Below are 21,805 nucleotides of genomic sequence, written 5' to 3'. Positions count from 1 at the left end.
TATAAACCATAAAGAATATAATTTAATATATTATTTTTACTTAATTATTTTAGGAGAAAATATATGTCAAATGAAGAAATTCCTAAAGACTATGATTTTAAAAAAGAAAAAGTTTGGGAGAAGAAATGGGAAGATGAAGAAGTCTACAAATATATTGGAGACGGTTCTCGTCCTAGATACGTAATTGACACTCCCCCTCCATACCCAACAGGTTCTATTCATTTAGGCCATGTTTTAAATTGGGTTTACATTGATATGAACGCAAGATACAGAAGACAAAAAGGACAGGACGTTCTTTTTACCCAGGGATGGGATTGTCACGGTCTTCCAACTGAAGTGAAAGTTGAGGAAACTCATGGAATAAAGAAAAATGATGTTTCCCGTACTAAATTCAGAGAGTATTGTGTTGATTTAACTACAGATAATATTGCAAAAATGAAAGCTCAGATGCAGGCAATGGGTTATTCGCAGGACTGGTCCCGTGAGTTCGTTACGATGACTCCGGAATACATGAAAAAGACCCAGTACTCATTTTTGAAAATGTATGATGAAGGACTTATTTATCAGGGAATTCATCCTGTAAACTGGTGTCCTCGTTGTGAAACAGCTATTGCTTTTGCAGAAGTTGAATATTCAGACAACACTACATTTTTAAACTATGTCAACTTCCCTCCTGCAGTAGAAGACTCTTATGATGATATTGTATCTTCACAAGCATCAGGTAAACAGGCTGATCCTGCCGACGAAGGCATATTGATTGCAACAACTCGTCCGGAATTGATGTCTGCCTGTGTAGCGGTTGTAATTCACCCTGAAGATGAAAGATACACACATTTATTGGGCAAATATGTTGAAGTGCCTTTATCACACCAGAAAGTTAAGATTATCGCTGATGAAGAGGTTGACCCTGAATTCGGTACAGGTGCAGTAATGATTTGTACTTTTGGGGATAAAACTGACGTAAGTTGGGTTCAAAAGTATGATTTGGAAATCATCAATGCCATTGACGAAACAGGTACATTGACTGCTGCTTCCGGAAGATATGAAGGAATGGACTTGCAGAGTTGTAAAAAACAGACCATTGAAGACTTAAAAGCTGAAGGATATCTGTTAAAACAGGAAGAAGTCGATCAAAATGTAGGTCAGTGCTGGAGATGTAAAACTCCTATTGAAATTCTTGTTAAAAAACAATGGTTTGTAGCTGTAAGGGATTTAATCGAAAAAACCAAAGTAGCAGCAGATGAGATGAAATGGGTACCTGAGCATATGAAATCCCGTATGGTCAACTGGGCAGATTCCATGGAATGGGACTGGTGTATTTCAAGACAAAGAATATTTGCAACTCCAATTCCTGTATGGTACTGTAAAGACTGTGGAAAAGTAATATTGCCTGAAGTCGAAGATTTACCTATTGATCCAACAGTGGATAAACCAAAACATGCATGTGAATGTGGATGTGAAGAGTTCATCCCTGAAGAGGATGTTTTGGATACCTGGATGGATTCATCAATTTCACCTTTATCAATTGCCGGATGGCCTGATGAAGATTATGTTAATCATTTTCCATCAAATATCCGTCCTCAAGGACACGATATTATCCGTACATGGGCATTCTACACTACCCTTAGATGTATAGCCTTAACCGGCCAAAAACCGTTTGATGACATTGTAATTAATGGAATGGTATTTGGTGAAGACGGAAATAAAATGAGTAAATCAAGACCTGAGTTTGTTGTCGGACCTGAAGAGGTCATTGAAAAGTATGGTGCTGACTCTTTAAGATCATGGGCTGCAAACAGTGTTCCGGGTTCTGATGTGATATTCGACTGGAAAGACATCAAGCACGGATACAGATTCTTAAGAAAATTCTGGAACGCATTCAGATTCCTAAGCATGCAGATATTTGATGAAGAGGTTTCATATGAAGATGTTAAGGATAATTTAGGACCTCTTGATTCCTGGATTTTATCAAAACTGAACTCATTAAACATTAAGGTTGACAATGCATTTGCAGAGTATAACTTTGCTGATACCATAACCTCAATTGAAAGATTCTTCTGGCATGATTTCTGTGACGAGTACATTGAAGCCGTAAAGTACAGACTCTACACTGATGTAAGTGACGAGTCAAGACGCGCTGCAAAATACACTTTAAGAACAGTTGTTGAAACCTCTTTGAAGTTGCTTGCTCCAATAGCTCCTTTCTTTACCGAAGAGGTTTATCAGTACTTCGGTGACGAATCAATTCACAAAACATTATGGCCTGAAGTTAATGATGAGTTAATCAGTGAAGAATTTGAAGCCAAAGGTGACATGACAGTTGACTTGATTGATGAAGTAAGAAGATTCAAATCCGCTTCAAAAATACCTTTAAATGCAGAGCTTGCAGAAGTCAATGTCTACACTACTGATGATGAACTGATTGGCATTTTCGAAGACTTTGCAACTGATATTGAAGGTACTTTAAAAATTAAGGACCTGTCCATCAAATCCGGAAAACCTGAAGTTCATGAAAAAATCATTGAGGTTGAACCGGACATGTCTCAAATCGGACCTAAATTCAAAGGGGATGCCGGTAAAATCATCGGTTATTTAAAATCAACTCCATTGGATGAAATCGATTCCGTTTTAGCTGAAAATCATGAACTGGCTATTGGCGATTTGGTTGTCAGTGAAGACATGTTAAATATTAAAAAAGAGATTGTAGGAGCATCAGGTAAGAAAGTTGATATTTTACAATCCGAAAACTTAGACATGATTTTAGAAGTAATTAGATAATTACTTCTTTAAATTACTTTTTTTATACTATTTTTTAAAATTAAAAATGCTTTTTTGAATTAACGGATTATAAGGGTGAGATGAGACATACATTTTCATGTATGCGGTGATGTGTTAGTGAAAAGCAATGTTTGAACCTCTCACTTTATTTTGTTATTAATGATTCACATGAGCCTATTTTAATTATTGAAATCTCACCCTTCATCTAATGTTTTACCATCAGATTTAATGTTGAATTTTGGTATATAATCCGACATCAATAGAGATGTCATTTTGTCTTTTAAATAATGCTATATATAAAGCTTGTTGAGCTCACTCATAAAAATTGTTCTGAGTCATAAAAATTGTTCTCACTCATAACAAAAAGTATTTATATGGGTTTTTCAATCTCTTTAATTATCCTTGCAGGGACTCCTACGGCCATGGAGTTGTCTTCTATATCACGATTAACGACCGCTCCGGCGCCTATGATAACGTTGTTTCCGATGGTCACACCAGGTAAAATGCAAACATTTGCACCAATCCAGACGTCATTTCCGATTCTTACCTCACTTGCCTGAGCCAATCTTTTTCTTCTGCCGTTCGGATTGATTGGATGGCCCACCGTTGTTATGGTTGTATTTGGCCCAATCATTACATCATTACCAATGTAAACTTCTTTTACATCCAAAATGGTTAAATTATAGTTTCCAATGAAATTATCGCCGATGAAAATGTTTTTGCCGTTATCGCAGTTAAAGGTTTTTTCAATATCCACATTTTCCCCAACGCTTCCAAGCATTTCTTTTAAAAAATCTCTTTTCGCCTGTCTGTCTGTAACGTCCATATTGTTGTAGATTTCACAGTTTATTATGGCATTTTCTTTTAGTGCAGCCACTTCTTCATCGTCAAAGCAATATTCAAGTCCGGCTTTAAGTTTTTCAATTTCTTTCATATGCTATCTTATTTCTTTAGTAAAGTATATTTTTTGTGAATATTTCAAAAATTGATTTTATAGGTAACTTTATTATTTATTTAATTCATATTTATTTTTAGATATAAATGAATCTTAAAGTAAAAAATATTTCTGATATCGGTGGGGTCGTTAAAGCTCCCCCTTCCAAAAGTTATTCTCACAGAGCAGTCATTTTAGCATCACTGGCTTGCGGAACTTCTAAGTTATATGATATGCTATATTCCGAAGACACTTTAGCTTCAATTCGTGTATGTGAAGCATTGGGTGCTGAAATCACAAAACATGACGATTATCTGGAAGTTAAAGGTACTTCAGGTAAACTCCATAACTCCAGCAAGGATCCGATTGATTTGGCAAATTCCGGTACCACATTACGTTTAATGACAAGTGTCGCCAGTTTGTCCGATAATGATGTTGTATTGACCGGAGATGAATCCCTCAAGACTCGTCCTATGGATTTGCTTATCAATTCAATCAGGCATTTGGGAGTTGATGCCGAATCCATTAACGACAATGGGAAGGCTCCTATTTTAATTAAACCGGGTTATTTCGGTGGACATACTAACATTTCAGGTAGTGTCAGTTCACAGTATATTTCATCAATTCTGATTTCTTCCCCATTATCTGAAAACGGCGTTACATTATTCGTATTGCCTGAGTTTAAATCACGCCCTTATGTTGACATGACATTGGATATCATGAGAAAGTTCGGTGTGAAAGTCTTTAAAGGATTTTACCTTAAACATGAAAGCTGCGATAAGGAGCATCAAAGCTGCCGAATTGACGAGTTTAAAGTGAGAAAACAAAGTTACACTCCATGCGATTACACTGTTGAGGGGGACTATTCATCCGCTTCCTATTTGCTTGCTGCAATTGCAATTAATGGAGGTCATGCTAAGGTTTTAAATCTGTTTAAAGGTTCTAAACAGGGAGATAAAGTAATATTGGAAATATTGGAAAAAATGGGTGCTGAAATAGATGTCCATAATGATTATGTTGAAATCACTTCTGACGGCAACCTTAAAGGAATTGATATCAATTTATCCAACGCTCCTGATTTGCTGATTACTGTGGCGGTATTGGCGGCAATGGCTGAGGGAACAACCAACATCACTGGCGTCAAGCATGCAAGAGTAAAGGAAACTGATAGAATCGATACTACATGTAAACAGCTTAAAAAGCTCAATTGTGAACTTGAAGAGTTTGAAGACGGCATGAGCATTACTGGCGGGGTCACTGGAGGTATAGTTGATTCCTGCGGTGATCATAGGCTGGCAATGGCATTCAGCTTAATCGGTTTAAAGCATGATATTGAGATAATTAACGGCGAAGTATTTGACGTGTCTTTTCCAAACTTTATTGAGGCAATGGCAGAAATTGGTTTAGAACTGGAGTTGATTTAAATGAGTAAAGGAGATAGAATTCTTAAAATCGTTGAAGAGTTAGATAATGTTTTTGAAATTAGGGTTTTTCATGACCATGATCCATATAGGGTGTTAATCAGAACAATTTTATCTCAACGAACCCGTGATGAAAACACCGATCAGGCTACTGAAAATTTATTTTCAAAATATAAGGATATCTATGAGGTTGTTGATGCTCCAACAGAAGATGTTCAGGAATTAATCAAGCCTGCAGGATTCTATCGTGTAAAGGCTGGCCGTATTCAGGAAGTTTCACAGATTCTGATTGATGAATATGGTGGCGAAGTGCCGGATACTTTAGAGGAACTTGTCAAGCTTCCGGGTGTTGGCCGTAAAACCGCAAATTGCGTTTTGGTTTTTGCATTTGAACTTCCGGCAATTCCGGTTGATACTCACGTTCACAGAATTTCCAATAGGATGGGTCTTGTCGATACCAAAACTCCTGATGAAACTGAAATCGAATTGTCCAAAATCGCTCCTCGTGAGTCATGGATTAAATTAAATGACCTTATGGTCCAGTTCGGTCAGAATATCTGTAAACCTACATCTCCACAATGTGAAATGTGTCCTGTCAGCTATTTATGTGACTATGACGGGAACTGATTTTTTTAGAAATATTTATATATAAAAACAATGTTATATAACAATGGTTATAATAAAAATAACTATTGTTATACTAACCCTTAACTATGCCTTTGAAAACAATTATAAAAAATTAGGAGATAAAACTATGGTGAATGTACCTGAATTAAAAAGAGGAATATTGGATAGCGTTGTTGACGCTATTGGAAATACTCCAATCGTAAAATTAAATAATTTAACAAAAGATTTAGAAGCAGAAGTGGATGTAAAAATGGAATCTTTCAATCCAACAGGAAGTGTTAAAGACCGTGTTTCTGTTGCAATGATTGAAGATGCAGAAGAAAAAGGATTATTAAATGAAGATTCTGTAATCGTTGAACCTACCAGCGGTAATACTGGTATTGGTCTTGGTTTTGCTGCAGCTGCAAAAGGCTATAAGTTAATTTTAACCATGCCTGAAACAATGTCTGTTGAAAGAAGAAAATTGCTCGCTGTTTTCGGTGCTGAAATCGTTTTGACTCCAGGTTCTGAAGGAATGGGTGGAGCAATTGCAAAAGCAAATCAAATCAAAGAAGAAAATCCTAATGCAATTATCTTAGGTCAATTTGACAATCCTGCTAATGTAGAGATTCATGCAAAAACCACAGCTCAGGAAATTTTAAGAGACACTGAAGGAAATGTTGACATTGTCGTTGCCGGTGTCGGAACTGGAGGAACAGTTACTGGTATTGGTAAAGTCTTAAAAGAAGAAGTTCCTGATGTTAAAATTGTTGCAGTTGAACCACAAGATTCTCAAACATTAGGTAAAGGTGAAAAAGGACCTCACAAAATCCAGGGAATTGGTGCAGGATTTGTTCCTTCAATTTATGATGAAAATGTTGTAGATGAGATTTTCCCTGTAGCTAATGAGGATGCGGGCAATACTTTAGTTGCACTTGCTAAAAAAGAAGGTATCTTTGCAGGTATTTCCTCTGGTGCTGCAACTTTCGCTGCTTTAGAATTGGCTAAAAAACCAGAAAACAAAGGTAAAAGAATAATTGCGATTTTACCGGATAATGGTGAAAGATATTTATCCGTTGACTGGTTATTTGAATAAATCTCGTTTAATGTATAAACAACATTTAAATATAACATATGGTATAAATATTTTATACTGTATATAAATTTTATCCATTTCAAATTTTGAGGTTTATCGATGTTTGACGGGCTGAGAAGTGAAATTCAAGCTATAAAAGAAAAAGATCCTGCTGCAAGAAGCACTCTGGAGATATTTTTATGTTATCCTGGATTTTATGCATTACTTATGCATAGGGTTAGTCATTATCTCTGGAAACATTCTTTTAAGCTTCTTGCAAGGATGAATTCTAATTTGGCAAGATTTATCACAGGTATTGAGATTCATCCCGGTGCAACTTTCGGTAAACGTGTCTTCATTGATCATGGAATGGGTGTTGTTGTAGGTGAGACTACTGAAGTTGGTGATGATGTATTGATCTATCAGGGAGTAATCCTTGGTGGAACCACTACTCAAAAAACCAAACGTCACCCTACTATTGAACGTGGAGTAATTATTGGTGCCGGTGCTAAGGTAATGGGAAACATTACTGTTGGCGAATATTCCAAAATTGGTACTGGTGCTGTTGTTTTAAAGGATGTTCCTCCGGAATCCACCTGTGTCGGGGTTCCTGGAAGAATTGTCAAATGTAAAAATAATGCTCATATTGTCGATTTAGAACATAATAAATTACCTGACCCTGTTGCTGAAGCAATTAGGTCTTTAGAAAAGCAAATTGAAGAAAATGAGGAAATTATAAAAATTTTACTTGATAAACATGATCTCTGTTTGAATGATGGTGTCTTAGAGAATAAGAACTACGGAGACATATTTAAAAAAGATGGTGATTGAAAATGAAACCACCCTGCGAAATAGTTGTATGGTATGTAATACCTGCTATCAGATCAGAATTGGCTAAAGAACTATTGAATTTAGGAATGAAACAGAAAGATGTTTCTGAACTTATGGATATAACTCAACCTGCAGTATCACAGTATATCACAGATAAACGTGGTAGTGGAATTAAGTTGGAGGACGATGTTAGAGCAATGATTAAAGCTTTTGCATTTGAATTGTCAACCGGTGAATCAACTAAGGCAGATTTAATTCCAAGAACCTGTGCAATTTGCAGAAATGTCAGTCCTGCTGATGTTTTAAACCAACTTGATGTTGACAAATCTGACTTAAACGAAGATTGTCAATCCTGTATGGGTTCTGAAGCAAAATAGGAAAATATCGATATTTTTAGTAATATTTATATACTATTAATATCTAATATTTTATTAGACTGTTGATTTTTTGGGCAAGTTAACCGAGCGGCTTAGGTGCGTGGCTGCAGACCATGAAACGGGGGTTCAAATCCCTCACTTGCCTCTATTTATATAATTATTTTTTTGAGGAATTTTTTATGGATATTTACTCTACATTAACTCGTAGTAAAGAAAATTTAGAAACCATTAACAAAAATCGTATAAATTTATTTGTTTGTGGACCAACTGTTTATGATGATGCGCATATCGGTCATGGAAGAACCTATATCTCTTTTGATACAATTAAAAGGTATTTGGAATACTCAGGATACGCTGTTTTTTACATTCAAAATATCACTGACATTGATGATAAAATTATAAACAGGTCAAAAGAATCAGGAATTCCAGCACATGATATAGCTAGGAAATTTGAAAAAAGGTATATTGAAGACATGACCAAATTAAATGTCACAGGCGTTAATTTATTCGCAAGAGCAACTGATCATCTTGGTGAAATAATCGACCAAATTCAAAGATTAATAGATAAGGGATTTGCTTACGAAAGCGAAGATGGAGTTTACTTTGAAATTGAAAAATTTGAAGAGTTTGGAAAACTGTCAAACCGTAAGGTTGATGAGCTTGAATCACACCGTGAATTGGCCCAAACCACCAAAAGAAATGAACAGGATTTTGCGCTATGGAAAAAACGTGAAGGTGTAGACGAGCCGGTATGGCCTTCTCCATGGGGTGACGGAAGACCGGGATGGCATATTGAAGATACTGCAATAACAGAATATTACTTCGGTGAACAGTATGATGTTCACGGCGGAGGTCTTGATTTGATTTTCCCTCACCACGAAGCTGAAATCACACAGATGGAAGCTGTAAGCGGCAAATCTCCAATGGTAAGATACTGGTTACACACAGGATTTTTAAATGTTAACGGAGAAAAGATGTCCAAATCCCTCCACAATTTCATTACTATCCGTGAATTGCTTGAGGATTGGGATGCAGACACATTCAGATTCTTTGTTTTATCCACCCATTACAGAAGTCCTATTGACTTTTCAAAAGATTCACTTCATCAGTCTCAAAAAAGTTTGGAAAAAATTAAAAAATTCTATTCTGCATTGGATGTTGAAGCAGGTGACGCTGAATCAGATCTTGAAGCTTTAACTGCTGCTAAAGAAGAATTCTTTAACAGTATGGATGATGACTTTAACACTCCAAAAGCTATTGCTTCTATTTTCGTTTTAATCAGTGACTGCAAATCCATTGACTTATCAGATAATGATAAAATAGCTATTAAATCATTTTTAGATGATGTTTCTCAGATTTTAGGTATTGACTTTACCTTGGAAGAAGTATCTGCAGGCTCAGACGATTTATTGAATCTGATTACTGATGTCAGATCCCAGTTAAGAGCAGCAAAACAATATGATTTGTCAGATAAAATACGTGATGAGTTAATTAACTTAGGTTATGAAATAAATGATTAAGAAAGGAGATTTAAATCTCCAATTCTTCTATTTTTTTAAGCGCATCTTCGATGCCTTCGCCTTTTCCGGCAGCACCTTTTGCAATAATTGTGTCGATTACTTCCATTCCCATGTAAGCAAACGGCATTGTTTCTAATGATTTAATGTATCCGTCAAATGCATCTCCAGGATTTGCCTGGGTAAATATTTGGATAACTTTTTTACCTTCTAATGATTTATCAGGATTTTGTGAAATCATATAGAATCGGTCTACAATTGTTTTTGCCTGTGCTGACATTTGACCATAGTAAATTGGTGATGCGAATACAATAATGTCTGAATCCAACATTTCATCGATTATTTTTCTTCCGTCATCATCTTTAATACAGTCTCCTTTTTGACATGATTGACATGCATTACAGAACTGTAAATCTACATCGTTCAGGTAGAATTTTTTAGTATATCCTTCCATATTTTCAAATAGTTTTGAAACTAATTGGTCACAATTTCCTTCTTTACGTGGACTTCCGATTAAAGCAATAGTTTTCATATTAATCTCTCCTGATTATTATTTTAGTATATATTACAATTAAAATTTTCTAAAATATAACAATGTTTATATAGTATAATAACATATGTTATAATATAACAGTACTTATTTTTTTCCTAAAATTTAGGTTAATCAAAACATTTATATATAAAAAATAACTATTGTTATATTGTCATTATAACATATGACATATTTTTAAAAAATAATTTATAAGGTGATGATAAATGAGTAATAAAAATTATAGATTAGCAACTTTAGGTGTAAGAGCAGGTCAGGAACCAGATCCAGCAACTGGAGCACAGGCAGTTCCAATTTATCAGACTACTTCATATGTATTTAAGGATTCTGACGAAGCTGCAAGGCGTTTCGCCCTTCAAGAATTTGGTCAAATTTATTCAAGACTTACAAATCCAACTAATGATGTATTTGAAGCAAGAATTGCTGCTATAGAAGGTGGAAATTCTGGTATTTCAACATCAAGTGGTCTTGCAGCAATATCCTATGCAATATTGAATGTCACACAACCTGGAGACAATATAGTATCTGCAGATAACCTATATGGTGGAACTTACCAGCTCTTTGATTACACATTTAAAGATTTGGCAAGAGAAGTAAGATTTGTTGATTCACAGGATTTACAGGCATTTGAAGATGCTATTGATGAAAAAACAAAAGCAATCTATGCTGAATCAATAGGTAATCCAAAATTGGATGTTCCTGACTTTGAAGCTTTGGCTGAAATTGCTCACAGTCATGACATTCCATTAATAGTAGACAATACTGTTGGTGTAGGTTTAGTAAGGCCTTTGGAACATGGTGCTGATGTAATTGCAGCATCCGCAACAAAATATGTTGGCGGACATGGAACTGCTGTCGGAGGATATATAGTTGACTCAGGTAAATTCAACTGGGGTAACGGTAAATTCCCTAACTTCTCTGAACCGGATCCAAGTTATCATGGATTAGTGTTCTGGGATTCATTTGGAGATGTGCCTGAACTTGGAAACCTTGCATTTACCGTAAGAGTAAGAGCAAGATTATTAAGGGATTTAGGAGCAACTTTAGCACCTGTACACGCATTTCTTTTCCTACAAGGTTTGGAAAGTTTGGATGTACGTGTAAAAAGACATTCTGAAAATGCATTAAAAGTAGCGCAATTTTTAGAATCCCATCCTAAAGTAAAATGGGTAAACTATCCTGGTTTAGAATCCCATCCAACATATGAAAATAATAAAAAATACTTGAAAGATAATTTCGCAGGTATTTTAGGATTTGGAGTTGAAGGTGGAGAAGAAGCAGGCAGAAAAGTAATTGAACATTTAAACCTTTTCTCAATTCTTGCAAACATTGGGGACGCTAAAAGTTTAGCTATTCACCCGGCAAGTACCACTCATCAGCAATTGACTCCGGAAGAACAGGAATCAACTGGTGTAACTCCAGACTTCATTAGATTATCAATAGGTCTTGAAGACGTAAATGATTTGATTGATGATTTAAGTCAAGCTTTAGATAAAATTTAAAATTAATATACAATCGGGGAGATATGGATGTATTTAGATAATTCAGCAACAACAAAAATAAGTGATGAAGTATTGGAAGAAATGTTACCTTATTTAAAAGATGAATTCGGTAATCCTTCCACTTTATATTCAATAGGTCGTGAATCTAAAAAGGCTTTGGAAGAAGCTAGACAAAGAATAGCTGATTCCATTAACGCAAAAAAAGATGAAATAATATTTACAAGTGGAGGTTCAGAATCTGATAATTTGGCTATTAAAGGAATAGCTTTCAAATTACGCAAAAAAGGTAAACACATTATTACTTCTGAAATCGAACATCCTGCTGTTAAAGAATCTTTATATTTCCTGGAATCTCTCGATTTTAAAGTAACTTATTTGCCGGTCTATGAAAATGGTATTATTAAAATTGAAGATTTAAAGGAGGCTATCACTCCTGAAACAATCTTAATTACTATTATGCATGGTAACAATGAAATCGGTACTTTGCAGCCTATCGAGGAAATCGGAAAAATAGCTCATGAAAATGGTATTCTATTCCATACTGATGCTGTTCAGACTTTCGGTAAGGTTAAGATTGATGTTGAAAAGCAGAATATCGATTTATTGTCCGTATCCTCCCATAAGATTAATGGTCCAAAAGGTGTAGGTGCAATATATATCAAAAAAGGCGTCAGATTAATACCGATTATTCATGGCGGTGGCCAGGAAAGAGGTATCAGGGCAGGTACTGAAAACGTTGCAGGAATCGTCGGTTTTGGAAAAGCTGCAGAAATTGCCACTTCAAAACTTGATGAGCATGCTGAAAAGTTATCTAAAATCAGGGATGAAATCGTTGAAAAAGTACTCAATACTATCCCTGAGTCTTATTTGAATGGTGATGTTAATGAAAGATTGCCTAATATTGCCAACATCCGTTTTAAAGCTATTGAAGGTGAATCCTTAATTTTATTATTGGATGCTAAAGGTTATCAGGCTTCAACAGGTTCTGCCTGTTCATCCAATAAACTGGAAGCTTCACCAGTACTCACTGCTTTAGGTTTGGATCCTGTGGATGTCCATGGTTCCTTAAGAATATCTCTAGCTCCTGAAAGTGATGAATTCGATGTTGATGAATTTGTAGATGTTCTTAGTGAAGCTGTTCAAAGATTAAGAGAAATGTCACCTCTCTGGAATCAGGAACTTGATTATGATGGTGTAATGTGTAAAAAACATGATGATTGTAGGATGTGTTAAATATGGATTATAGTGAAAAAGTAATGGATCATTTTGCAAATCCAAGAAACTGTAGAAAAATGGAAGATGCTGATGGGGTTGGAACTGTTGGAAACCCTACCTGTGGAGATTTGATGACTATCTACATCAAAGTTGAAGATGATAAAATTGAAGATATATCCTTCCAGACATTCGGTTGCGGTGCAGCAATTGCAACAAGCAGCATGATTACCGAAATAGCTGTTGGAAAAACTTTGGATGAGGCTTTAAAAATTTCACGTAATGATGTGGCTGATGAGCTTGACGGACTTCCACCGGTTAAGATGCACTGTTCAAATCTTGCAGCCGACGGTCTTCAGGCAGCTATTGAAAACTATTACGAAACCCATCAAAGTTAAATAGTCATGACAACTATACATAAATATAACTAAATTTATGGAGATGTTTGTTATGGCAAAAATATTAAAATGTGACGATTGTGGAAGCATTATCCAAGTTTTAGCTGAAGATGACGGTGACACTTGCGATACTCATATGTTTGAATTCCCGGCACAGACTGAAGGAGAAAAATCTCCTAAACACAAACCTGTTGTTGAAATTGATGGTGACAAAGTAACCGTAAAAGTCGGTGAAGCTGCTCATCCAATGGATGATGACCATTACATTCAATTCTTGATTGTTGAAGCAGGTGCTGAACAATACGCAAAATGCTTCAAACCAGGAGATGTTGCAGAAGCAACCTTCACAGTAAACTCTGCTGATGATGTAAAAGCATTTGCTTTTTGTAACTTACACGGACTCTGGTCCAGCGAATAGATTTTAAGATTTTATCTTAAAATTTTTCTTTTTTTTCTTTTCATGACAAATATTAATAACATCTTTTTTACATATATTATAATGTGTCAAATTATAGTAAAGTAATAATTTTTATCGTTATTTTAATCGTTTTTTCAGGTGCTGTAATCTATTTATATAATACTGAAAGCAGTATGAACCAGGCAATGCCCGATATCAGTTCAAGTATCGTTGCGGGGGATTCCGATTACAACCGTGCCGTTGATTTGTTGAATGATAAAAGTTATAATGAAGCAAAAAACAAGGCCATTTCGGCCGAAAATAATTTTAATCAAAGTATGATTCAATTATTGGATATAAAAGATAATTTTACGTCTGATACTAATGACGTTCATAAGAACTATATCAATACAGTAATTAAAGAGCTTGAACTTAAGATTAATGCTACTGAGAATTTATTGGAATCAATAGATTATTATAGGAATTATCAAAACAGTACAGGAAATGATTATTCAAGCCATGCCAATGAACTGATGAACGAAGCATTAGACTTTCAGAATGTAAGAAACAATTTGGTTAGAGAAAATCCTAATTTATTTAAATGAGGTATTAAATTGAAGAAGAATTGTCCAAAATGTAACGGTTCCGGATCTGTTGTTGTAGATTATAAGGAATGTTCTAGCTGTGGAGGAACCGGATATGAAGAGGACTCTTTTGATGTTGGAAATCATTTCAAAGGAGTAAATAACAATGCTAGAGCAAAATTTGATTTAGGTGCAGAACAGGATGTTCCATGTGAAGTCTGTAATGGAAAAGGCCAGGTTGAAGTTTATGAAGACTGTGCTTATTGTAATGGAACAGGTCAAGTTAATGTTTGCCGTGATTGCGGTAAACCTTTAGATGAAAAATACGACATTTGCGCTGAATGTGGAGCTAAACGTAGGGAAAGAAAAGAGGCTGAAGAGAAACGCCGCGCACGTGAAAATGAAGTTAAAGATGTATATATTTTAGATCCTCTGGTTCAGATGCGTGATATGGACCGTGATAAACTATACAAAGGAAAAATTACCAGAATTGAAAAATACGGTGCATTCGTTACTTTAAACAATAACGTCTGGGGTCTCATGAGAGGAGAAGTCTCCGGCTATAATGTGGGAGATGAAGTAATAGTATTCATCACTTCCATCAAATCAAGGGAAGGAAAGATTGATTTTGCTCCTGCTTACGTTAGAAATCATAGGATTATCAAATTAACAAAATCCATTCCCCGTACTGTCATTGATGACTTGGACAGTAAAATGGGAAGGATGGTTCGCATTGACGGTGAAGTTTTACAGGTTCAGCAGACATCAGGCCCTACAATATTTACCGTAACTGATGAAAGTGGCGTTGCTGAAGTTGCTGCCTTTGATGAGGCAGGTGTCAGGGCATATCCTGAAGTTTCAGAAGGTGATGCCGTTGAAATATTGGGTGATGTTAATCAGCATGGCGGAAAGACACAGATTGAAGCATCTTCAATGACAAAACTTGAAGGAACCAAAAAGGATGACATCTTAAAATTAATTGACGATGCATTAAATGAGAAAGCCAGACCTGAAGATGTTGAATTCTTAGTCAAAAGTGACATTTTAAACAAACTTAAACCTAAGATGAGGGAGGCTGCCCACAAGATCAGAAGAGCAATTCTCGACGGCAGGACAGTTTTACTCAGACACCACAATGACGCTGATGGAATATGTGCCGGAGTTGCTATGGAAAAGGCAATCGTTCCTTTGATTGAAAGGAACAATCCAAGCAATGATGCGCAATATTATTATTTCAAACGTTCTCCATCAAAAGCTCCATTTTATGAGCTTGAAGACGTTGTAAAAGACTTGTCCTTTGCACTTGAAGACCAGGAAAGGCACGGTCAGAAGCTGCCGTTAATAGTTTTACTTGATAACGGTTCTACAGAAGAAGACATTGTGGCGTTAATGCAGGCTAAAATCTATGATATTGAAGTTGTTGTAATAGATCACCACTCTCCTGGAGATTTATTGACTGTAGATGAGCGTGACGGTGAAATCGTAGGCGCTACCGTTGCAGTTGATGAGTATGTTGATACTCATGTAAACCCTTACCTTGTCGGCGGAGACTCACAGTTAACTGCAGGAGCATTGGCCACAGAAGTTGCCCACATCATCAACCCTGAAGTTAAAGAGCTAATAAAACATCTTCCGGCTATTGCAGCATTGGGAGACCGTGCGGAATGCGGTGAAGTTTATCAGTATCTGGAACTTGCATATGAAAAAGACTTTACAAAAGAGCATTTGTCAAAAGTGGCTGAATGTATTGATTTCGAATCCTATTTCCTGAGATTCATGAACGGTAGGGGAATAATGGATACCATTCTTGCTGTCGATAATTTTGATAAACATTATAAAATGATTGATGCTTTATATAAGGAATATGAAAAGAGAATCGATACTCAACTTAAAGCGGTTCTTCCAAACATTGAAAAAACCCAGTTTGAGAATGGAATTTACTTCAATATGATTGACGTTGAGAAGTTTGCCCATAAGTTCACATTCCCTGCTCCAGGAAAAACCTGCGGTTTTGTCCATGACAGTGTGATAAAAGAGCTTGGGGAAAACAAGCCTATAGTTACCTTAGGTCACGGGCCTGATTTCGGTGTATTCAGAGCAACCGATGCAGTTAATGAGGAATTTGGGTTCAATGTCAACGATATTGTTTCAGAATTAGCTGTTAAGGTACCTTCAGCAGGTGTTGACGGAGGAGGACATGAATGCGCAGGTTCCGTCAAGTATATTGAAGGGTTGGGAGAAGAAGTCCTCTCACAAATAGTTAATGAAATAAAATCTTTATCTAAAATTTAATTGATTTTTATGGGGTTTTGGAATTATTGTCCTGATTGCGGAAAGAGATTAAAGCCAAACGAGAAGGAATGTTCTTCCTGTGGGGCTGAAACAGTTTTTCTCGATAATGAGGATAATTATTTTTTCACTCCTCCAATCCATAATATTGGTTTTTTTGATTTGAAAATTGATTTTTCACCATATATCAACACTGATGCTGATTTTAAATATGATATATGTGAATGTGGATATTTAAATAAGATTGATAATGAATTCTGTCCATTTTGTGGTGTAAAACGTATTGACAAGAGCATATCAAGATTCATTAAAAAATTCGTAAAGCCGAAATTTAACATGGACGATATTGAAGTCAATAATGACATTATCTGTGAATGCGGTGCTGTAAACTCCGAAGACAGTGAATTTTGTGAAATGTGTGGCAGGTATTTGCATGAGGAAGTTAAAATTGATGATGCTCATGCCAATTTTAATTTGGAGTATAAAAATCCTATTTTTTGTGTTTGTGGAGAAGAAAATTCCGAAGACAGCCAATACTGTGATAATTGCGGAATTCCTTTAAACGGTTATCACCATATTGATGAAATCAAAATATTGTGTGTATGTTCTGTTTTGAATGATTCAACCTCTGACTTTTGTGTTGAGTGCGGAAATAGTCTTAATGAGGAAATCTCAGAAATCATATGTGTCTGCGGCACCAGAAATCCTTTGAGTGCAAGATTCTGTTCATCATGTCAAAAACGTCTGAATCCCGAAAGACTCATTAAATCCAAGATCGTCTGCAGCTGCGGTAAAATAATGGATTTCAATTCAGAATTCTGTCCTAATTGTGGTAAAAATGTTAAAAAGATTATTAAACGTAAAAAATCTTTTTCAAAAACTATCAAGTCTGTTAGAAATGCATGGAACGGTGTTTAGATGAAAAAATGTGAAGTTTGCGGAACTTTGAATTTGAAAAAAAATAACTATTGCACACACTGCGGATGCAGAATAGTTGAGGAAAACATCTGTCCTGTCTGCGGTCAAAAAAATCCTGATTCAAGTGATGTCTGCATTAATTGTCACGCTCAGATAACGCCGATAGCTATTGACAGTTTTGATGTCTTATTCAGTGAGCATAATCTTTCACGGATTTTAAATGCAAATTTCCAGTATGAGGAATATGTGGAAATATTAAACAATATTTTTAAGAAACTGGATTATGCAAATATTAGTGGGGAAAGTCCTAAAGAAAAGGTTTTCCAAATTGCCAATGTTTTTACCTATGTCGTTCCAAAATCAAGCGGTATCCAGCGTGGAGAATATGGAAGTCAGCTTATTTTATTTGATGACCGTTTAGATGAAAGCCTTCAGACTTCAACAATTATTCACGAGCTGGCTCATTTTTTACTCTTTGACATTACTGTTAATATTTTATCAAAAATTTTGGAGGTAAATCCTTCACCGGTCATTAAAAGTTTTGTGGAGCATTTTTTGACATTGCCTGATATTGAAGTTATCAATGAATTCTACGCCCACAGCGTTGAAAACAGATTCATACCTTTAAAATATCAGAATTTCAATTCATTCATTAAATGTGTAACCGATTTGAATATGGGCAGTGAAGAAATTGATGTCTACATTAGGATAGCTAATTCCTTTGCTTATGAAGTTATTCATTATTTGCAAAAATATATCAATGATGATTTAAGGGAAGCCATTAGACTGCAGTTTAAAATAGACATGATTGAAACTAAAAAACTTGAAACTGATTTTGGTGATCTGGTCTGTGACCCTCAGGAAAAAAACATTGTATTTTTGAATTTAATCGGTAGTCACTTTGAGTATTTATTAAATAATGAAGAAGCTAGAGAAGAATTAGGATATTTGAAAAATAAGTTTGAAGATTTTGATTAATCTTCTTTTTCATTTATAGTGTCTAATACTTCTTTACCGGTATCAGTTAATCTATATAATCTTCCTTTACGAGCTTCTTCATTTATGCATTCAACAATTTCTTTGTTCTTAAGTTCGCTTAAAACTTTTGAAATGTGATTAGTTCTAATACCGCTATCTTTTGCAATGTTTGTTGGTATTTTTACTTCATCACCAATAGACTTTAAGGTTTTTTCACGATATTTTGATATTTGAACATATGATGTCAATTTCAAAAGCTCGTCATTTTCTTTACTCATAATACTTATTTTATATGTTCTAATATAAAAGATTTTAGAATTATGGCACTTTTTTAGTGTTTTTAATGTATTGTTTTGAACATTAATGTATTTTTATGTACATCAATTTAATATTAATAAATTATTTATTAATTGTGTTAAAGATGCTAACTAATTAAAAATTTTTTAATATTTTTGTTCAAAAATTAAATAAAAATCATATATTTTTCATAAGTTTATTCAATTGTCAAATATTTTTTTAAACACAATAAATGTATATTTTGTCCATAGGAATAAATCATTATTAATACTAAGTTATTTATATGATGTGTTTAAGATTATTTAAATAGTATTATTCTATCTTAAAAAGATATAATGGAAATCTATAATTTGTATAAATTCTAAAATTACTATTATAGAATCAATTAAATTATTGATATTATGAAATGTAGTAAATGTGGTTTTGAAAATAAAAACACTGCGAAGTTTTGCAGTAAGTGTGGTAACTCACTTGAAGCAAAGCCTGAAATTGAAAAAAACAATAACAATTCCAAAATAATTATCGTTGCATTAGTGATTATAATTCTTATTTTGGCAGTTAGTATAGGTTATTTTGCATTAAATAATAATTCTAATGTTTCTAATCAAGTTCAGTCAGCTTCACAAAGCCAGCAAGCCCCATCTTCTAGTGGGGAAAGTTCACAACAGACCACTTCATCCGAACCAGCTAAAGAGTCAAAAGAGTGGAAACTGATCGGAACATATTCCGGTTCAGGAAGTGGTAGTCAGTCAATAAATGTTCCTGCAGGACAGATTATGGTTAAGATATCTGCATATCCTATTAAAAATTATGCAACTAATCATTTGTACGTTACAGGTTCTAACGGACAGTCTGCAGGTGTGGATTGGGGTTCAAACAGTGCTGTTGAAACAAGATCCGATTCCGTATCTTACACATCCTCATCTCCGCAAACCTTTACTATTGATTATTACGAGACTGTCAGCTGGCAAGTAGAGTTCTACAGATACCAATAGCTTTTCATTTAAGTGATTATTTTAATCACTTTTCTTTTTTTCTTTTACGCCAAAATTGAAATTTTTTGAAATAAATGGTGATTTTTTAATATTTTTAATCGGATATTATTAATTTTAAATTGTAACTGCAACTGAATATTATATTTTTTTTAGGTTTCCTGACATAAAACTATATATTTATGTATTATAAAAATATTAATTGGTAATATATTGTGGGAGAAGTGTTAAAAATGAATTATAAAATTTTATTATTGACTTTAATCATATTAATTGGAATTTCAAATCCTATTGTTTTTGCAGAGGATATTGATGGAATTTACAATTCAATTGATTTGAACAAAATAGATATTGTAGAAATAGATAATCAGAAATATTTGAATACAGAAATTGAGCATTTTTATACAAATCAAACAGATAAATGTAAAATTGAGGTCGTTGATGATGATATCGGCTTAAATTATGGTCAAAAGGAATTAATTTATAATGATCCTCTCACTATAAATCCTGAGGACATAAATTCAAAAAATTCTCAGAGATATTTTACTATTTTAACTCAGGATGTTCAAAAAGGATCATATTTTCAAGTTATTCTAAAAAATCGTACTGTGGGGTCTACTGATGGTATTCCACTTCCTAATCAGCAAGTAACTTTTAATATTGAGGGTGTAGAAACTCAAACAACAACAGATACCAATGGTATCGCTAAAATTAATATGACACAAAATGCAGGGTATCATGAGGTGCACTTTAGTAATGGTGCATATAATAATGTTATGAATGTAGAGGTATTTGAGGGTAATTGTCATTTTAAATATCAATTAAATGAATTATATCAAACTGAATATTTTACTATTCTTTTGTTGGATGAGAATAATAATCCATTAGCAAACAAAAATGTATATATCAATGTCAATAATATCATTTATCCTAGAATTACTGATGCTAAAGGTATGTCTAAATTACGTATTAATTTGGATACTGGTACATATGTGGTTTACTATTCATTTGCAGGAGATACATTTTATTCTCAATGTTCTGGTTCAACTACGATTACTGTTGCAAGAAAAAATGTAATTCTCACTCCATTAACTAAATCTGTTGTTACTCATTCACAGAAATACTTAGTAAAATTAACTGATAATTCATATCAACCAATTAGTAATGCATCTGTTCTTATTTCAATTAATGGAGATACTTATACTAGATATACAAATTCTGATGGGATAGCTAAATTAAATATTAATTTAAATCCAGGTTATTTTTATTCTATTACTGCATCATATAACCCTCAATCACCAACTCCTTATAATTCAAAAACAATAACAACATCATTGGCCGTTTATGAATCGAATATAGCGAGCACTATAACTTTTAGTGGAACTTACTTTAATAAAGATACTTTTTTAACTGTTACATTAAAAACTACTGGTGGAAATGTAATAACTGGAAGATCTGTTGACTTATGGATTAATGGAAATATATATTCCAATATTACAAATAATCAAGGCAATGCTTTTTTTAAATTAAATCAGGCTACGGGAGTTTATGGTGTTTCTGCTATGTATGCGAGTGTTGCTCATCTAAGTAGTTACATTTATAAATTAATTTATATCACTGATGGTAACATGAACAATGATTATCAAACGTGGACTGATGATTATAATGATTATCAATGTTTAAATAATACTTTAATAATAAATTTGGCTAATCAGCTCACTGCAAATTGTAATAGTGATTTGGAAAAGGCTGTAGCTATTCATTCATATGTTTCAAGAATGAATTATCGTTTGTATGGTAACGGATTAAATGATGCTTATAATTCTCTTATGTTGTTCATGGGGAATTGTGTTGACCAATCTAATGCATTCATGGCTATTGCAAAAAAAGCAGGACTTATTGTAAGGGGTGTGACTGGAGTTGATTCTAATCTCATTAATGGTCATGCATGGACACAAGTTAAAATTGATAATAAATGGGTTGTTGCTGAGATTACGGGATATAATTTTGGATGTTGGCCTGGAATTGAAACTTATTCTATTAATAGGGATTATTTCGCTGCATTTAATAAAGAGGGATATAAATCATAAAATATTTAAATCATTAATATATATAAAATATATTACATATTAAATTATAAAGGAGGCAC

20 protein-coding genes and 1 tRNA gene are annotated in these 21,805 nt (G+C 34.2%); 18 read left to right on the top strand and 3 right to left on the bottom strand.

The features are described 5' to 3' along the window. Positions 1-63: 63 nt before the first annotated feature. Positions 64-2,778 (top strand): valine--tRNA ligase, encoded by a 2,715-nt coding sequence (locus ACKI44_RS03300; protein ID WP_407421503.1) that lies wholly within the window; start codon positions 64-66, stop codon positions 2,776-2,778. Positions 2,779-3,148: 370 nt separating this feature from the next. Here the strand turns inward: ACKI44_RS03300 and ACKI44_RS03295 are convergent, their stop codons facing one another. After that, positions 3,149-3,712, bottom strand: a complete 564-nt coding sequence (locus ACKI44_RS03295) for a sugar O-acetyltransferase (protein WP_407421501.1) — start codon at positions 3,710-3,712, stop codon at positions 3,149-3,151. A gap of 107 nt (positions 3,713-3,819) precedes the next feature. Between ACKI44_RS03295 and aroA the strand changes: the two genes are divergently transcribed. From aroA to cysS, 7 genes are all read left to right on the top strand, one after another. Next, positions 3,820-5,136: a 3-phosphoshikimate 1-carboxyvinyltransferase gene (gene aroA, locus ACKI44_RS03290; RefSeq protein WP_407421499.1), complete on the top strand. Its 1,317-nt coding sequence runs from the start codon at positions 3,820-3,822 to the stop codon at positions 5,134-5,136. Further along, entirely contained in the window at positions 5,137-5,760 is a 624-nt protein-coding gene (nth, locus tag ACKI44_RS03285; RefSeq protein ID WP_407421497.1) for an endonuclease III, read from the top strand. A gap of 127 nt (positions 5,761-5,887) precedes the next feature. Beyond that, positions 5,888-6,835, top strand: a complete 948-nt coding sequence (gene cysK / locus ACKI44_RS03280) for a cysteine synthase A (RefSeq protein ID WP_407421495.1) — start codon at positions 5,888-5,890, stop codon at positions 6,833-6,835. A 99-nt stretch (positions 6,836-6,934) separates the two neighbouring features. After that, positions 6,935-7,645, top strand: coding sequence for a serine O-acetyltransferase (gene cysE / locus ACKI44_RS03275; RefSeq protein ID WP_407421493.1), 711 nt, complete (start codon positions 6,935-6,937; stop codon positions 7,643-7,645). Positions 7,646-7,647: 2 nt separating this feature from the next. Further along, positions 7,648-8,022 carry a transcriptional regulator gene (locus ACKI44_RS03270; RefSeq protein WP_407421491.1) on the top strand — a complete coding sequence of 125 codons (375 nt, stop codon included), beginning with the start codon at positions 7,648-7,650 and terminating at the stop codon, positions 8,020-8,022. A 73-nt stretch (positions 8,023-8,095) separates the two neighbouring features. After that, a tRNA-Cys gene (locus ACKI44_RS03265) sits at positions 8,096-8,167 on the top strand. Positions 8,168-8,201: 34 nt separating this feature from the next. Next, entirely contained in the window at positions 8,202-9,542 is a 1,341-nt protein-coding gene (cysS, locus tag ACKI44_RS03260) for a cysteine--tRNA ligase (RefSeq protein WP_407421489.1), read from the top strand. A gap of 10 nt (positions 9,543-9,552) precedes the next feature. Here the strand turns inward: cysS and ACKI44_RS03255 are convergent, their stop codons facing one another. Continuing rightward, a complete protein-coding gene (locus tag ACKI44_RS03255) occupies positions 9,553-10,071 on the bottom strand; it encodes a flavodoxin family protein (RefSeq protein ID WP_407421487.1) in 519 nt (172 codons plus the stop codon). A gap of 224 nt (positions 10,072-10,295) precedes the next feature. Here ACKI44_RS03255 and ACKI44_RS03250 point away from each other — a divergent pair, with 224 nt between their 5' ends. The 8 genes from ACKI44_RS03250 (at position 10,296) to ACKI44_RS03215 (ending at position 18,367) form a co-directional block, all read left to right on the top strand. Next, the gene (locus ACKI44_RS03250) at positions 10,296-11,591 is read left to right on the top strand and encodes an O-acetylhomoserine aminocarboxypropyltransferase/cysteine synthase family protein (protein WP_407421485.1); all 1,296 of its coding nucleotides are present in this window, start codon (positions 10,296-10,298) and stop codon (positions 11,589-11,591) included. Positions 11,592-11,618: 27 nt separating this feature from the next. Beyond that, positions 11,619-12,824: a cysteine desulfurase NifS gene (gene nifS, locus ACKI44_RS03245; protein WP_407421483.1), complete on the top strand. Its 1,206-nt coding sequence runs from the start codon at positions 11,619-11,621 to the stop codon at positions 12,822-12,824. 2 nt (positions 12,825-12,826) lie between these two features. Next, entirely contained in the window at positions 12,827-13,201 is a 375-nt protein-coding gene (gene nifU / locus ACKI44_RS03240) for a Fe-S cluster assembly scaffold protein NifU (protein ID WP_303736283.1), read from the top strand. A 52-nt stretch (positions 13,202-13,253) separates the two neighbouring features. Continuing rightward, complete coding sequence (locus ACKI44_RS03235) at positions 13,254-13,619, top strand: desulfoferrodoxin family protein (protein WP_303736284.1); 366 nt, start codon at positions 13,254-13,256, stop codon at positions 13,617-13,619. An 83-nt stretch (positions 13,620-13,702) separates the two neighbouring features. Beyond that, positions 13,703-14,203, top strand: coding sequence for a hypothetical protein (locus tag ACKI44_RS03230; RefSeq protein ID WP_407421480.1), 501 nt, complete (start codon positions 13,703-13,705; stop codon positions 14,201-14,203). Between the two features lie 9 nt (positions 14,204-14,212). Next, on the top strand, positions 14,213-16,474 hold the full coding sequence (locus ACKI44_RS03225; protein WP_407421478.1) for an OB-fold nucleic acid binding domain-containing protein: 2,262 nt from the start codon (positions 14,213-14,215) through the stop codon (positions 16,472-16,474). A gap of 9 nt (positions 16,475-16,483) precedes the next feature. After that, positions 16,484-17,389: a double zinc ribbon domain-containing protein gene (locus tag ACKI44_RS03220; protein ID WP_407421476.1), complete on the top strand. Its 906-nt coding sequence runs from the start codon at positions 16,484-16,486 to the stop codon at positions 17,387-17,389. Further along, positions 17,390-18,367 (top strand): zinc ribbon domain-containing protein, encoded by a 978-nt coding sequence (locus tag ACKI44_RS03215; RefSeq protein WP_407421474.1) that lies wholly within the window; start codon positions 17,390-17,392, stop codon positions 18,365-18,367. On the opposite strand, the gene ACKI44_RS03210 is transcribed toward ACKI44_RS03215, so the two are convergent. Further along, complete coding sequence (locus tag ACKI44_RS03210; RefSeq protein WP_303736289.1) at positions 18,364-18,645, bottom strand: winged helix-turn-helix domain-containing protein; 282 nt, start codon at positions 18,643-18,645, stop codon at positions 18,364-18,366. The genes ACKI44_RS03215 and ACKI44_RS03210 overlap by 4 nt on opposite strands. Positions 18,646-19,065: 420 nt before the next feature. On the opposite strand from ACKI44_RS03210, the gene ACKI44_RS03205 reads away from it, so the two are divergent. Next, positions 19,066-19,659 carry a zinc ribbon domain-containing protein gene (locus ACKI44_RS03205; RefSeq protein ID WP_407421471.1) on the top strand — a complete coding sequence of 198 codons (594 nt, stop codon included), beginning with the start codon at positions 19,066-19,068 and terminating at the stop codon, positions 19,657-19,659. A 230-nt stretch (positions 19,660-19,889) separates the two neighbouring features. Then, positions 19,890-21,746, top strand: coding sequence for a transglutaminase domain-containing protein (locus ACKI44_RS03200; protein ID WP_407421469.1), 1,857 nt, complete (start codon positions 19,890-19,892; stop codon positions 21,744-21,746). Positions 21,747-21,805: the final 59 nt, after the last annotated feature.

This window comes from Methanobrevibacter sp., from assembly GCF_045646205.1.
Classification (GTDB): Archaea; Methanobacteriota; Methanobacteria; order Methanobacteriales; family Methanobacteriaceae; genus Methanocatella.
The sequence above is the reverse complement of the archived record's forward strand: the minus strand, read 5'-3'. Positions and strand labels throughout refer to the sequence as shown.

Bases quoted from the DNA above. Each gene is read 5' to 3' on its own strand.
- ACKI44_RS03300 (WP_407421503.1), top strand. From the start codon at position 64: ATGTCAAATGAAGAAATTCCTAAAGACTATGATTTTAAAAAAGAAAAA.
- ACKI44_RS03295 (WP_407421501.1), bottom strand. From the start codon at position 3,712: ATGAAAGAAATTGAAAAACTTAAAGCCGGACTTGAATATTGCTTTGAC.
- aroA (WP_407421499.1), top strand. From the start codon at position 3,820: ATGAATCTTAAAGTAAAAAATATTTCTGATATCGGTGGGGTCGTTAAA.
- nth (WP_407421497.1), top strand. From the start codon at position 5,137: ATGAGTAAAGGAGATAGAATTCTTAAAATCGTTGAAGAGTTAGATAAT.
- cysK (WP_407421495.1), top strand. From the start codon at position 5,888: ATGGTGAATGTACCTGAATTAAAAAGAGGAATATTGGATAGCGTTGTT.
- cysE (WP_407421493.1), top strand. From the start codon at position 6,935: ATGTTTGACGGGCTGAGAAGTGAAATTCAAGCTATAAAAGAAAAAGAT.
- ACKI44_RS03270 (WP_407421491.1), top strand. From the start codon at position 7,648: ATGAAACCACCCTGCGAAATAGTTGTATGGTATGTAATACCTGCTATC.
- cysS (WP_407421489.1), top strand. From the start codon at position 8,202: ATGGATATTTACTCTACATTAACTCGTAGTAAAGAAAATTTAGAAACC.
- ACKI44_RS03255 (WP_407421487.1), bottom strand. From the start codon at position 10,071: ATGAAAACTATTGCTTTAATCGGAAGTCCACGTAAAGAAGGAAATTGT.
- ACKI44_RS03250 (WP_407421485.1), top strand. From the start codon at position 10,296: ATGAGTAATAAAAATTATAGATTAGCAACTTTAGGTGTAAGAGCAGGT.
- nifS (WP_407421483.1), top strand. From the start codon at position 11,619: ATGTATTTAGATAATTCAGCAACAACAAAAATAAGTGATGAAGTATTG.
- nifU (WP_303736283.1), top strand. From the start codon at position 12,827: ATGGATTATAGTGAAAAAGTAATGGATCATTTTGCAAATCCAAGAAAC.
- ACKI44_RS03235 (WP_303736284.1), top strand. From the start codon at position 13,254: ATGGCAAAAATATTAAAATGTGACGATTGTGGAAGCATTATCCAAGTT.
- ACKI44_RS03220 (WP_407421476.1), top strand. From the start codon at position 16,484: ATGGGGTTTTGGAATTATTGTCCTGATTGCGGAAAGAGATTAAAGCCA.
- ACKI44_RS03215 (WP_407421474.1), top strand. From the start codon at position 17,390: ATGAAAAAATGTGAAGTTTGCGGAACTTTGAATTTGAAAAAAAATAAC.
- ACKI44_RS03210 (WP_303736289.1), bottom strand. From the start codon at position 18,645: ATGAGTAAAGAAAATGACGAGCTTTTGAAATTGACATCATATGTTCAA.
- ACKI44_RS03205 (WP_407421471.1), top strand. From the start codon at position 19,066: ATGAAATGTAGTAAATGTGGTTTTGAAAATAAAAACACTGCGAAGTTT.
- ACKI44_RS03200 (WP_407421469.1), top strand. From the start codon at position 19,890: ATGAATTATAAAATTTTATTATTGACTTTAATCATATTAATTGGAATT.